Annotated in this window: 12 protein-coding genes and 1 pseudogene; all 13 read left to right on the top strand. The window is 29.8% G+C overall.

All coding sequences use genetic code 11. From position 1 onward, the window contains the following. Window positions 1-77 precede the first annotated feature (77 nt). Window positions 78-1,355 (top strand): ABC transporter permease, encoded by a 1,278-nt coding sequence (locus ACU68Y_RS08525; protein WP_446755876.1) that lies wholly within the window; start codon window positions 78-80, stop codon window positions 1,353-1,355. Between the two features lie 10 nt (window positions 1,356-1,365). After that, window positions 1,366-2,010, top strand: a complete 645-nt coding sequence (locus ACU68Y_RS08520; RefSeq protein ID WP_002837977.1) for an ATP-binding cassette domain-containing protein — start codon at window positions 1,366-1,368, stop codon at window positions 2,008-2,010. A 10-nt stretch (window positions 2,011-2,020) separates the two neighbouring features. Beyond that, window positions 2,021-3,398, top strand: a pseudogene (locus ACU68Y_RS08515) (ABC transporter permease). 78 nt (window positions 3,399-3,476) lie between these two features. Next, a complete protein-coding gene (locus ACU68Y_RS08510) occupies window positions 3,477-4,133 on the top strand; it encodes a response regulator transcription factor (RefSeq protein WP_012290709.1) in 657 nt (218 codons plus the stop codon). Beyond that, on the top strand, window positions 4,130-5,443 hold the full coding sequence (locus tag ACU68Y_RS08505) for a histidine kinase dimerization/phospho-acceptor domain-containing protein (protein WP_446755877.1): 1,314 nt from the start codon (window positions 4,130-4,132) through the stop codon (window positions 5,441-5,443). The genes ACU68Y_RS08510 and ACU68Y_RS08505 overlap by 4 nt, the downstream gene beginning before the upstream one ends. Window positions 5,444-5,454: 11 nt before the next feature. Continuing rightward, window positions 5,455-6,021, top strand: a complete 567-nt coding sequence (locus ACU68Y_RS08500) for a hypothetical protein (RefSeq protein ID WP_446755878.1) — start codon at window positions 5,455-5,457, stop codon at window positions 6,019-6,021. 149 nt (window positions 6,022-6,170) lie between these two features. Then, entirely contained in the window at window positions 6,171-7,202 is a 1,032-nt protein-coding gene (locus tag ACU68Y_RS08495) for a metal ABC transporter solute-binding protein, Zn/Mn family (protein ID WP_446755879.1), read from the top strand. A gap of 1 nt (window position 7,203) precedes the next feature. Beyond that, entirely contained in the window at window positions 7,204-7,845 is a 642-nt protein-coding gene (locus ACU68Y_RS08490; protein WP_446755880.1) for a metal ABC transporter ATP-binding protein, read from the top strand. Then, the gene (locus ACU68Y_RS08485; protein ID WP_002841830.1) at window positions 7,838-8,644 is read left to right on the top strand and encodes a metal ABC transporter permease; all 807 of its coding nucleotides are present in this window, start codon (window positions 7,838-7,840) and stop codon (window positions 8,642-8,644) included. The genes ACU68Y_RS08490 and ACU68Y_RS08485 overlap by 8 nt, the downstream gene beginning before the upstream one ends. 116 nt (window positions 8,645-8,760) lie before the next feature. Beyond that, complete coding sequence (locus ACU68Y_RS08480; RefSeq protein ID WP_002837978.1) at window positions 8,761-9,651, top strand: YitT family protein; 891 nt, start codon at window positions 8,761-8,763, stop codon at window positions 9,649-9,651. Between the two features lie 12 nt (window positions 9,652-9,663). Further along, window positions 9,664-10,521, top strand: a complete 858-nt coding sequence (locus ACU68Y_RS08475; protein WP_154274093.1) for a CvfB family protein — start codon at window positions 9,664-9,666, stop codon at window positions 10,519-10,521. Beyond that, window positions 10,502-11,254, top strand: a complete 753-nt coding sequence (locus tag ACU68Y_RS08470) for a peptidylprolyl isomerase (RefSeq protein ID WP_446755881.1) — start codon at window positions 10,502-10,504, stop codon at window positions 11,252-11,254. Before ACU68Y_RS08475 ends, ACU68Y_RS08470 begins: the two co-directional genes overlap by 20 nt. A gap of 19 nt (window positions 11,255-11,273) precedes the next feature. Further along, complete coding sequence (locus ACU68Y_RS08465; protein ID WP_446755882.1) at window positions 11,274-12,833, top strand: cell wall-binding repeat-containing protein; 1,560 nt, start codon at window positions 11,274-11,276, stop codon at window positions 12,831-12,833. The last annotated feature ends 297 nt before the right edge of the window (window positions 12,834-13,130 follow it).

The raw sequence follows: 13,130 nt of genomic DNA, 5'->3' as shown, positions 1-13,130 counted from the left end.
TATGATTGCCATGAATTTCATATACATTTCATAAAACTGGTGTAAGATATACATATAACAAAATTAAGGAGAAATGTATGTTAAAAAATGCGATTTTTTATATAACAAGAAAACGAAATAGAACTTTGATAATGCTGATAATTCTAACACTCGTATTATCATGTTTATATGCTTGTTTAAGTATTTCGAAATCACAAAAAACACTAGAAAAATCATTGTATGAAACGTCTAACTCATCTATTGCAATAACTAAGAAAGAAAAAAATGGATACTTTAAAATAAATGATTTTGAGAAATTAAACCAAATTAAAGATATAAAAGAAATTTCATATCATTATGAAGGTTTAGCAACTTTGACTAATTCTGATGTCGTTGAAAGTGAACAAAAAGTAATGCGTGAAGATTTATCTCCAAATATGAAAAACCTAGTTTCAATAGATGCGATGACAAATCAAAAACGCAATCAATTATTCACAAGCAATGTTTTTACTATAAAACAAGGCAAGAATCTCGATAAAAATGATGATAATAAGATTCTTGTTCATGAAGAATTTGCTAAGAAAAACAAACTGAAACTTCACGACAAGATAGGTCTAAAATTTTTGAATATGAATGGTAATGGGGATGCAAACAAAGAATCTCAATATGAGATTGTTGGGATATTTTCAGGAAAGAAACAAGAAAAATATACAGGATTTTCATCAGATTATAGCGAAAACTCTATGTTTGTAAATTATAATTCAGCACAAAATTCATTGAATATAAAAGGTAATGACCAAATTGCCAATAAAATCTTGCTGCATACACAAAATTCAGATTCAATGGATAAAGTAATAAATCAGATAAAAAACAAAATTACAAATTCTTCAAAATATATTATAGAAAAAAATGATAATGCATTCAAAGAAGTAATTGATTCGATAAATGGTGTAAAGCACATAATACAAATGATGACATATTCGATCATGGTAGCAGGACTTGTTGTCTTATCACTAATCTTAATATTATGGTTAAGAGAAAGAATCTATGAAATAGGAATACTTTTATCAATTGGGGTTAGTAAACTTAAAATAATAGGACAATTCATAATGGAGCTTGTTTTTGTATCTATTCCTGCGGCGATGTTCTCATTAATTAATGGAGATTTTATCATCAAACAAATAGCATCAGGAATTACAAAATCAGAAAATGCATCATTTACAGCAAGTCTATTTATAAATAAATTATCAGATAAATTAGAAGTATTTGCTAAAAGCTACGGATTGCTTTTAATAATAATTGCTGTTTCAGTAATTATAGCAGCTGGAATAATATTAATAAAAAAACCAAAACAAATTTTATCACAAATAAGTTAGGAGAAATAAAATGGATATTTTAGAAATTAAAAACGTATCATACAGTTATTCAAGTTCAAATGAAGAAGTTTTATCACTAATCAACAGAGGATTTGAGCAAGGAAAATTCTACGCAATAATAGGTAAGTCGGGTACAGGTAAATCAACACTGCTATCATTATTGGCAGGATTAGATTCACCAGATACTGGACAAATCTTATTTAAAAATAAAAACATTGAGGAAAAAGGACACAGTTATCATAGAAAGAATAATATATCATTAGTTTTCCAAAACTATAACCTGATAGATTACTTGACTCCTCTTGAAAATATAAGATTAGTAAACAAAAATGCTTCAGAAGATATTTTATTGGAATTGGGACTGGATAAAAGTCAAACTAGAAGAAATGTCATGAAACTTTCCGGTGGTCAACAGCAAAGAGTTGCAATTGCAAGGGCTTTAGTTTCAGAAGCTCCAATAATATTAGCAGATGAGCCTACTGGAAATTTGGATGATATGACGGCTGGTGAGATTATTAATATATTGAAAAAACTTGCAATGGAAAGAAATAAGTGCGTAATAGTTGTTACTCATAGTAAAGAAGTAGCAAAAGCTGCTGATATTGTTCTTGAATTAAAGGATAGAAAACTACAAGAAGTAGTTGACAATATTTAGGGAGGAAATTATGATAAAAAACGCATTTGCCTATGTAACCAGAAAAAGTCTTAAATCAATCATTATTTTAATCGTAATAATGTTGATGTCATCATTAAGTTTGATTAGTTTATCAATAAAAGATGCTACAGACAAAGCATCTGAAAAAACTTTTGGAAATATCACAAATAGTTTTTCGATGGAAATCAATCGTCAAGTTAATCCTGGAACACCAAGAGGTGGTGGAAATGTCAAAGGACAAGATATAAAAAAAAATCACAGATTCACCTGATATTGAAAGCTATGTAAAAAGAATAAATAGCGTGGCTGATTTGGATGGATTAGATATAATTGAAACACAAGAAACTTTGGCTAATCAATCACCAGAGCGTGCGAAAAATTTTAAAAGCACTGTAATGTTAACCGGAGTCAACGAATCATCCAAGGAAACAAAATTTGTATCTGGAGCATACAAATTGGTAGAAGGTGAACATTTGAAAAATGACGATAAGAATAAGATTCTTATGCACAAAGATTTAGCTGCTAAAAACCATTTAAAAATAGGAGATAAGTTAAAATTAAAATCAAATTTATTTGATGCAGATAATGAAAAACAAGCCAATGAAACTGTAGAAGTTACAATTAAAGGTTTGTTTGATGGACACAATAATGGTGGGGTTAGCGCTGCACAAGAATTGTATGAAAACACATTAATTACTGATTTGAATACAGCAGCCAAAGTTTATGGCAATACCGAAGACACAGCTGTTTATCAAGATGCGACATTCTTTGTAAAAGGTAACAAAAAACTAGAAGATGTAATGAAAAATCTTGGGAAACTTGATATAAATTGGCAAGAGTATAATTTAATAAAAAGTTCATCAAATTATCCAGCACTACAAGAATCAATTAGTGGAATATATGCAATAGCTGATAAATTATTTGTGGGATCACTTGCGTTTGCGGGTTTAGTAGTAGCTTTATTATTGTTCTTATGGATGAATGCAAGGAAAAAAGAAATTGCAGTATTATTGTCTATAGGAATATCAAAAGCAAAAATATTTGGACAATTTGTCACAGAATTATTGTTGGTTGCTATACCAGCATATATAGGATCATTTTTCTTGGCTAGATTTGCAGGAGATAAAATTGGAAATAATATACTTCAAAAAGTGACAGGAAATATCGCTGATAAGATCGCCAAACAATCTGCATCGACTGGACTTGGTGGTGGAGCAGAAGTTGATGGTTTCAATAAAACATTGACAAGTCTAGATATCAATATATCAACAAAAGCATTAATGTATGTAGTAATATTTATGACAATTGTTTTGCTGATTTCATTAATTATCTCATCGACAAATATTCTTAGAAAAAATCCGAAAGATTTATTAATAGACACAAAATAGAATTATCGGGGCAAATGCTCCGATAATTTTGTAATTAAACCAAATATTGTATAATAAAATAAAAGAGAGGAAGAAATTATGAATTTACTTGTAGTAGAAGATGACAAAATGATACGAGAAGGGATTTGTGAATTTTTGTCTGAATTTGGATACAAAACCTATCAAGCAGAAGATGGAAAACAAGCAATAAGTATATTTGAAAATAACGAAATCAACTTGGCAATATTAGACATTCAACTTCCATATATAAACGGACTTGATGTTCTCAAAAAAATTAGAGAAACAAGTGATATTCCAGCTATAATGTTGACTGCATTCAGTGATGAAGAATATAAAATAAACGCATTCACAAGTCTAGCTGATGGATACATCGAAAAACCTTTTTCGTTACCAGTCCTCAAAGTTAGAATAGAGTCATTAATCAAAAAACATTATGGAAATAACGAAACTTTTAATTATAAAAACACTGAGGTTAATTTTGCAAGCTACACTGCTAAACTAAACGGCAAAAAAGTAGATGTAAATGCCAAAGAATTAGAAATACTCAAATACATGATAGAAAATGAAGGACAAGCACTTACTAGAATGCAAATAATTGATAGCGTTTGGAAAGAAACTGATGAAATACCATTTGACAGAGTCATTGATGTTTACATAAAAGAATTACGCAAAAAACTAGAATTAGATTGCATTGTAACCATAAGAAACGTCGGATATAAATTGGAGAGAAAATGAAAAATTTAAAAATATTTCCAAAAATGTTCCTACAAATATTCGCAGCACTAGGACTTACTGTGTTGTTTATACATTTTATGGTGTTTTTAATATTTCCAAAAACATATTTGGAAGATAGGAAACAAGAAATAAATAAAAAAGCAAATGAAATTTCCATGACATTGAATAATAAAGATATTAGATATGTTACTCAGTCGCTAAATTTTTATTCTAATAACAATGACATAAAAGCTTACGTTAAAAACAAAAACAACGGTAACGAATTGCAAATTAAAGAAATAATTGGATTTGACAAAAAAAGTGACAATAATTCACTGATAATTGAGGAACGAGAAATTAATCTAAATACAGGAGAAAAAATTTCGCTTCAATTCGTATCAACAGCCGATATGAAGCGAGATGCGAAAAATTTGAGTTTAAGATTTCTTCCGTTTTCGCTTATTATTTCCATAATTTTCTCGGCAATCGTTTCATTAATATACGCGAAACTAATCAATAATAATATACAAGAAATAAAACAAGTTACTGATAAAATGATTAACATGGACAAAAAAGCACTACTGGAAGTAGATTCTACAAATGAAATTGGGCAATTAAAGGCACAAATAAATGATTTGTACACTACATTATTGCATTCAATTGACGATTTGGAATCAAAAAACGAAGAAATCATCAAGTTAGAAAAATTAAAATACGATTTCTTCAGAGGAGCATCACACGAGCTGAAAACCCCTGTTGCGAGCCTCAAAATAATTTTGGAAAATATGAAGTACAACATAGGAAAATACAAAAACAGGGATTTGTACATTGACGAATCTCTTAAAATAATTGATGGATTATCACATAGTATTTCGCAAATACTAACATTGTCATCAATTGAAAATCTAAAGAATGACGAAGAAAATGTAACAATTTTACCAATATTAAATGATATAATTAATAAGCAGGAAGTAATTGCAAATCAAAAACACATCACAATCGACAATCAGATTACAGATGAACAGATTTTTATTGGCAAATCAGCTCTTAAAATAATACTATCTAATGTGATTGGAAACGCCGTAAAATACACTGATGAATATGGGACAATTACTATCAAATCAGATGGAGAATGGTTTGAAGTAATTAATACTTGCGAAAAGGCAAGCGAATTAGATACCACTAAAGTGTTTGATGTAAATTGTGATTTGAACAAAGAAAATAGCAACGGACTTGGATTGTATATCGTTGGCAACTTGCTCAACAATTACAAAATCGATGCAATCATTGAAACACAAGAAGAAAAAGTAAAATTCAAAATCAAGTTATAAAGGAGAACAAAATGTATATTTTAGAATTGAATCAAAATGGCGAAGCAACTGAATTAGCATTATTTGACACAATTGAAGAAGGCAGAGAATTCATCAAGAAAACAAATTGTTATGAGATTACAGAAGAAGATGGATTTGTATATGAATATATCAATCCTGAAAAATTAGATGATTATTTGGAACTGGAATACAATGGAAATATAATTCCAATGACCAAATTCATGTTCACAGAACAAGGAAAAGCAGAAATCTTCTGGAAAGAAATTCCAAATCTTTCAGAAAAAGGAAATGGAATCGTTGATAGTTCTACAAGGGTTGATGCTTATGTAATAGCTAACAAAGATGTGAAAACATATATTGAAGCAAGAGAAAAATCCTACAACGAAGTAAAAAAATACTTGGAAGAAAAAGGATATGACGTAGACAGAGCATACTTCGGATCAGAAGATGGAGAAGCAATAGTCTACAGAAAAAGCGAAAAAGACGATTGGCATTTTCTAACACACATGGATCCATCATTTTTTGAAGATAAAACAAAAGAAGAAATCATCGAAGAAATAGACGAATATTTGAATTAAATTGAATAAACCAAAAACTCTTCTTAATTAGAAATTAGGAAGAGTTTTTTAATTTTAAAAAATATTTTATAAAATCCTTGACAAATTAAAAAATACGCTCTAGAATGATAATGCAAATAACTTGCATTAGAAAGTTATATGGAGGATTTATGAAAAAAATTTATAGAATTTTATTATTAGCTCTTATGATTGGTGTGGCTTCTGGCTGTGCTAGACAAAATAATGATATTAACAATCAAAAAGTTCAAGAACAACAAGAAAAAACTGATGACAAATCAACTGATAAGTCAGATTCAAAGAAATTATATGTTAGTTTCTATCCGATTGAATACATGGCAAAAGAAATTGCGAAGGATAAAATTGATGTAGTAAATGTTATGCCAAAAGGTGCTTCAGTTCACGAGTGGGAACCTACAGCACAAGATATTAAAAACTTATCCGATTCAAAGATGCTTATCGTTAATGGTCTTGGATTGGAAGGTTGGTTAGAAGATGTTAAATCTAGTTTGAAAAATACAGAAATTGTCGATTCATCTGCAAATATTGAAAAGATAAAAGCTGAAGAAGAACAAGACCACGACCATGACCACGAGGAAAAAGATCACGACCATGACCATGAAGAAAAAGATCACGATCATGATCACGAACATCATCACCATGGAGAATTTGATCCACACATTTGGATGAGTCCAAAACAAGCTAGAATTCAAATGAAAAATGTTTATGAAGCTATTATTAAATTTGACTCTGAAAACAAAGATTTCTATGAAAAAAATTACAAAGAATTAGATAAAAAGTTTGAAGAATTAGACAAAAAATACGCTGAAGTATTAGCTCCACAAAAGGATAAATACTTCATAGTTCCACATGAAGCGTTTGGATATTTGGCAAGAGATTATGAGATTAATCAAGTTCCAATTGAAGGTATTAATTCAGATTCTGAACCTGATTTGAATAAGATGAAAGAATTGACTAATTTTGCAAAATCACATAAGATAAATACAGTATTTTATGAAATGGGAGAAAGCGATAAGATTGCAAATTCTTTGGCTAAGGAAATCAATGCAAAGACAGCTGGGTTATCTACAATTGAAGCTAAGACTCAAGAAATAGAAGATGGAAAAGATAATTATTTTTCATTGTTAGAAAAAAACTTGGATGCAATCTCACAAGCAAAATAATATGAATAATATAATTAGTGTAGAAAATTTGAATTTTTCGTATAGAAACGAGAAACTATTAAGGGATATAAATTTTAATATTGAAAAGGGAGATTTCGTAGGTATAACCGGAGCTAATGGCTCCGGTAAATCTACGTTATTAAAGCTTATTTTAGGATTTCTAAAAGCGGATAGTGGAGAAATTAAATTTGCTGGAGGAAGAGATAATTTTAGTTTTGGATATGTTCCGCAAAACAATCACGAAAAGAGCATTGCTTTTCCAATAACTGCATGGGAAATAGTAGCGATGAATGTCACTGATGATAAAAACATTAAATCTCATGAAAAAATCGAAAATGCATTGTCCATTGTAGAAATGAAGGATAAGAAAAATTACAACTACAATAATATGAGTGGTGGTGAACAAGAAAGAGTTATGATTGCAAAGGCATTGGCGAATGACCCACAAATTTTGATTTTTGACGAACCTACAGCAGGCCTGGATCAAAGTAGTAAGGAAAATTTATTTGATTTGTTGAAGCATTTGAATAGTTATCACAACATAACTATTTTGGTAGTTACGCACGAGCTGGATTTTACTAAAGATTATTTTAATAGAATTTTCAGATTAGATAATGAATTTGTTGAGGTGAAACATGTTTGAGATGTTCTCTTATGATTTTATGAGAAGAGCTTTTATAGTGGGGATTCTAGTTTCAATTATTGTTCCTCTGATAGGAACCTTTGTCGTTAACAAGAAAAACTCAATGGTAGGAGATGCTTTGAGTCACAGTTCCTTAGCTGGTGTTGCATTGGGACTTATTTTTGGAATAAATCCTGTTATAGCAGCGATTTTCGTATGCGTAATTGCAGCTTTTGGTATAGAAGTCATCAGAAAAAACTTTGCCAAAAGTTCTGATTTGTCCACTGCAATTGTTATGAGTAGCGGTATAGGACTTGCTGCAATATTGTCTGATTTCGTTCCTGGTGCTGCGAACTTCCAATCTTTCATGTTCGGATCTATTGTAGCTATACCGGATATTGAATTGTACACAGTGATTGTTGTGAGCATGATAGTTATTGTGGCTTATGTTACGTTGTACAAGAAATTGGTGTATATTATTTTTGATGAAGATGGAGCGAGACTTTCTAATATAAATGTTGGACTTATAAATAAAATCTTCACTTTTTTGATAGCTATCACTGTTGCTATTGCATCAAGGACAGTAGGTGCGCTCATGGTTTCGAGCTTGATGGTTATTCCAGTATCTTGTGCAATTATGGTATCTCATTCTTTCAAAAAAACTGTGATTAATTCATCGCTTTTTGGGATTCTATTTACCATTATAGGAATTAATTTGTCTTATTATTTACAATTAAAACCAGGCGGATCAATTGTTTTAACAGGACTTGTAGTTCTGATAATTTTGATGATAGTAAATAAATTTAGGAAAAATAATTAAGTGTAAACACTGCATTATGAATTTTGGATTAATTTATTTTGTGGTGTTTTTTTAGTTTATAAAACGTTGTAATTTGCATTTTTTACAAGTATAATTAAAAGATAGGAGGCGATAGCATGAACAAAATGATTAAAAAATTAATAATATTAACAATAGGAACATTAATACTTACTTTTGGTTTTTTCTTTTTTATAATGCCTTTTAATTTAACAATAGGAGGAATTTCTGGGATAGCAATTAGTTTGAATGCATTTTTTCCACAAATTCCAACGGGTATTTTTGTGATGATTATGGATACAATTTTATATATCATTGCATTTATTATTTTAGGAAAAAGCTTTGGTGTTTTGTCGATATATTGTTCTTTTATTTTCGGAGGTTCAACGACATTATTGGAAATTTTACTACCAAACTTCAAACCTTTAACTGATGATATTTTAATTAATTTGATTTTTGGAATTATTATTTCTGCTATTGGCATGGCTTTAGTTATCAATCAAGGAGCATCAACTGGTGGTACGGATATTATAGCAATGATTATCAGAAAATATCTCTCAATAGATGTTGGTAAATGTATGCTTGTGGCTGACTTTTTTGTAGTGTTACTTGGTATGTATACTTTTGGAACAAAAAGTGGTATGTATGCTATGTTAGGTATTTGTATCAACTCAATTGTAATTGATAAGGCTATCGCTGGTTTAAATACTAGAGTAAATATGATGATAACAAGTGATAGATACAAAGAAATTAACACATATATAATTGATCAAATTTCCAGAGGATCTACTATTTTTAAAGCAGTTGGTGGTTTTTCTGATAATGAAAAATTTGTTATTAATACGATTGTTTCAAGAGGGGAGTATATCAAGATTAAAAATTATGTAAAATCAATTGATCCTAAAGCATTCGTATGTATTTCGTATGTCAGCGAAGTGCTTGGTGAAGGATTTACTTATGATCCAGTTGATAATCCAGAACTTGAAATACTTCCTGGTGGAATGAGTTAGAATGGAGAAAAAATGTATAAATTAGGACAAAGAGAAAATTTAAAAATTGATAAAATAAACACCGAAGTTTTGTTGAAAAAAGACAACGAAAATAATTTTGTTAGAATGAATGTAGACGAACTTTCTGGAGAAAAAGTTGGTGATGTTGTAGATGTATTCATTTACAACGACAATAAAAAACTTTTGGCTACTAAAAAACAATCTAAGATTGAACTTGGCAAGATGGCAAGACTTGAAGTTAAAGATATTACTAGAATAGGCGCATTCTTGGATTGCGGGTTGGATAAGGATATTTTGTTGCCTTTTAAGGAACAAACTTCAAAATTAGTAAAAGGTCAAAAATATTTGGTGTATTTGTATATAGACAAATCAAATAGATTGGCACTTACTATGCGAATCAAAAATTTATTGAAAAACGACAGTGGATATGTAAAGAACGACTGGGTAGAAGGTGTTATATACAACATAGTTGACGGCCTAGGAGCTTTTGTTGCTGTTGACAATAAATACGAAGGGCTTATTCCTTCAAGCGAACTAACAGGCATTGTGGACTTAGGAGAAGAGGTTAAATGTAGAGTTACGGATGTAAAATCTGATGGTAAATTGGATTTGTCATTTTTTGAACCTGCATACAAACATATCTCATCAGATGCTGATGCAATAATGGAAGAGCTAAAAAATTCTGATGGTTTTATAAATTTTAACGATAAAACAGATGCAAATAAAATCAAATCGGTATTTAACATGTCAAAGTCGAGTTTCAAAAGAGCTGTCGGAAGACTATTAAAAGAAAATATGATACAATTTTATAAAGACGGAATAAAATTAACTAGTAAAGGAAGAGGTAATAATGGAAGACAACAAAGATAAAATATTAGCAGTAGTAAATGGTGAAGAAATTAAGCAATCAGAAGTTGATAATTTTATTCAAGCTTTAGGTTATAGAGGAGCGCAATTCAATAACGAAGAAGGAAGAAAAAGATTAACTGATGAATTGATCAACAGAAAACTTTTATTCTTTGACGCTAAAAAAACTGGCTTAGATAAAGATGAAATATATGTGAAGGAAGTTAAAAAACAATCCGAAGAATTATTGAAAGATTTTGCCATGGCAAACATAATCAATTCTGTTAGAGTATCAGATGACGAATTGAAAGAATATTATGAAAGTCACAAAGATAACTTCAAAGTTCAACCAACATTCACAGCTTCTCATATTTTGGTTGAATCAGAAGATTTGGCTAAAGAAATCAAAGAAAAAATCGATAACGATGGTGATTTTGCACAATTAGCAAAAGAATACTCTACTTGTCCATCAAAAGAACAAGGTGGAGATTTGGGAACATTCCAACAAGGTCAAATGGTTAAAGAATTTGAAAATGCTTTGATTGAAAATAAAATCGGAGATATCGTAGGACCTGTTAAAACACAATTCGGTTATCATATTATCAATATTAAAGATAAGACTGAAGGAAAAGTAAAGTCTTTTGAAGAAGCAAAAAACGAAGTTAAACAAACACTATTACAATTGAAACAACAACAAGCATATATTGATGCTACAGACAAATTACAAAAAGAATACAAAATCGAAAAATTTTATTAATAATAAATGGAGAAGTTAAATGAATAATCTTAAGAAGAAGATAATAGCTCTATGTTTAACATTTAGTATGGTATTTAGTACAAGTACTGCTGTATTTGCAAAGGAACAAAATGATAACGAAAGTCCAGTAAAAGTTCAATCAACTATGAATAGAATTGAAGGCCGAGATAGATTTGCCGTTGCAAATAAAGTAATGGAAGATTATTACCAAAATTCTAAAAAAGTCGTGCTTGTTTCAGCAATTAAATTTCCAGACAATATCAGTTCAACTGTTATGAGTCAAGGAGAAATCCCTATATTATACACTTATTCGGATAAATTAGACGCATCCACTGAAAAACTTTTAAGATCAAAGGATTTGGATGAAGTTATTATAATAGGTGGAGAAAAATCTGTAAGTAAAGATGTTCAAGATCATATCGAAAATGATTTGAAAATCAAAGTTGTAAGATATGATGGATATGACAGATATGCAGTTAATGCTAAAATTGTTTCTGAAAAATTCTCTAGCAATAATGCTGAAAAACAAAACTTAGTTGTTGCAAGCGGCGAAGTGTTTGCTGATGCTATTAATGCCACATCATTAGCACAAAAATACGATGCACCTATATTATTAGTATCAAAAAACAAGATTTCTAATCATACTAAAGATTATTTACAATCTTTCCAAAATAAGAATATCGGGAAAATATTTGTGGTTGGTGGACAAAACACTGTATCTGACAAAGTTTTACAAGAAATAAGATCAATCACTAATGTCAAACCACAAAGAATTTTTGGTACAAATAGATACATGACTTCAGTAAGAGTTGCAAATGCAAGTTTCACAGCGCCAACTAAAGCAATATTTGCTAGTGGAGAGGTGTTCGTAGATGCATTAGTAGCAGCGCCACTTTCACAAAAATTAAAAGCACCAATACTTTTGGTTTCAAAATCTTCAATAACAAGTGATGTAAAATCATATATTGGTAGCAATTCATTTGAAAAAATGTTTATTGTTGGTGGAAAGAATACAGTATCAGAAAAAGTTAAAGACTTGATAATGAATAACAAATCAGAAGATACTGTAACAACTGATCCGAAATATCCAGGCAAAAAAGTTATTCGTAGAAAGCCATTACCAGGATTAGAAAATGAGCAAGAATTTCCAGTCCAAATTAGTGATGACACTATTTTAATGGTACGCGGTCATTATGATGATAAAATGGCAGATGAAATACTAACACTTTTGAATCAATATCGTAAAGAACATGGACTTAAAGAATTGAAACAAGATAATTCATTAACTCCAATTGCAAAGACAAGAGCTACAGAAATTGTTCATTTGTTTGAACATGTAAGACCAAAAGGTGGTTTAGTAACAGATATTTCAAACATTAACGGAGAAAATATCTATAACGGACCATATACTGCAAGTGGAGCAATGGAAGCATGGAAGAATTCTCCAGGACACAATGAAAATATGTTGAGAGAAGTGTTCACAAGAGTTAAAATAAAAGTATTCGTTACAAAAGCATATTACGAAGATTCTGATCAAACTTATGACAGATATTACGCAGTTCAAATATTCGGAATTTGATATCAGATTTTATTTAAAATTATATGATGTTATAATATTGACAAGAAATCGAAATATAAACAAAAAGAAATATTTAATTTTTGAAATTTAATAAAAAATATACGAGATTCATAATATGACCCTAACACAATATTTATAGATTATTGTAAGATTGAGGTCAGTATGAGTCTCTTTTTTTATAGACGAATTGTCAAATCAAATGCAACACTTATGGTAAGAAACCAAAAAGTTCTTCTTTAGGTGTTTTATATTGTATACATTTTCTAGGTCTATTATTCATTAAACTTAAGTTATCAT

Source organism: Finegoldia sp. P1-F-LS (assembly GCF_052932205.1).
The sequence above is the reverse complement of the archived record's forward strand: the minus strand, read 5'-3'. Positions and strand labels throughout refer to the sequence as shown.

Excerpts from the sequence above, each read along its gene's own strand:
- ACU68Y_RS08475 (WP_154274093.1), top strand. The coding sequence starts at position 9,664 with ATGTATAAATTAGGACAAAGAGAAAATTTAAAAATTGATAAAATAAAC.
- ACU68Y_RS08495 (WP_446755879.1), top strand. The coding sequence starts at position 6,171 with ATGAAAAAAATTTATAGAATTTTATTATTAGCTCTTATGATTGGTGTG.
- ACU68Y_RS08470 (WP_446755881.1), top strand. The coding sequence starts at position 10,502 with ATGGAAGACAACAAAGATAAAATATTAGCAGTAGTAAATGGTGAAGAA.
- ACU68Y_RS08465 (WP_446755882.1), top strand. The coding sequence starts at position 11,274 with ATGAATAATCTTAAGAAGAAGATAATAGCTCTATGTTTAACATTTAGT.
- ACU68Y_RS08525 (WP_446755876.1), top strand. The coding sequence starts at position 78 with ATGTTAAAAAATGCGATTTTTTATATAACAAGAAAACGAAATAGAACT.
- ACU68Y_RS08500 (WP_446755878.1), top strand. The coding sequence starts at position 5,455 with ATGTATATTTTAGAATTGAATCAAAATGGCGAAGCAACTGAATTAGCA.
- ACU68Y_RS08490 (WP_446755880.1), top strand. The coding sequence starts at position 7,204 with ATGAATAATATAATTAGTGTAGAAAATTTGAATTTTTCGTATAGAAAC.
- ACU68Y_RS08520 (WP_002837977.1), top strand. The coding sequence starts at position 1,366 with ATGGATATTTTAGAAATTAAAAACGTATCATACAGTTATTCAAGTTCA.
- ACU68Y_RS08510 (WP_012290709.1), top strand. The coding sequence starts at position 3,477 with ATGAATTTACTTGTAGTAGAAGATGACAAAATGATACGAGAAGGGATT.
- ACU68Y_RS08505 (WP_446755877.1), top strand. The coding sequence starts at position 4,130 with ATGAAAAATTTAAAAATATTTCCAAAAATGTTCCTACAAATATTCGCA.
- ACU68Y_RS08485 (WP_002841830.1), top strand. The coding sequence starts at position 7,838 with ATGTTTGAGATGTTCTCTTATGATTTTATGAGAAGAGCTTTTATAGTG.
- ACU68Y_RS08480 (WP_002837978.1), top strand. The coding sequence starts at position 8,761 with ATGAACAAAATGATTAAAAAATTAATAATATTAACAATAGGAACATTA.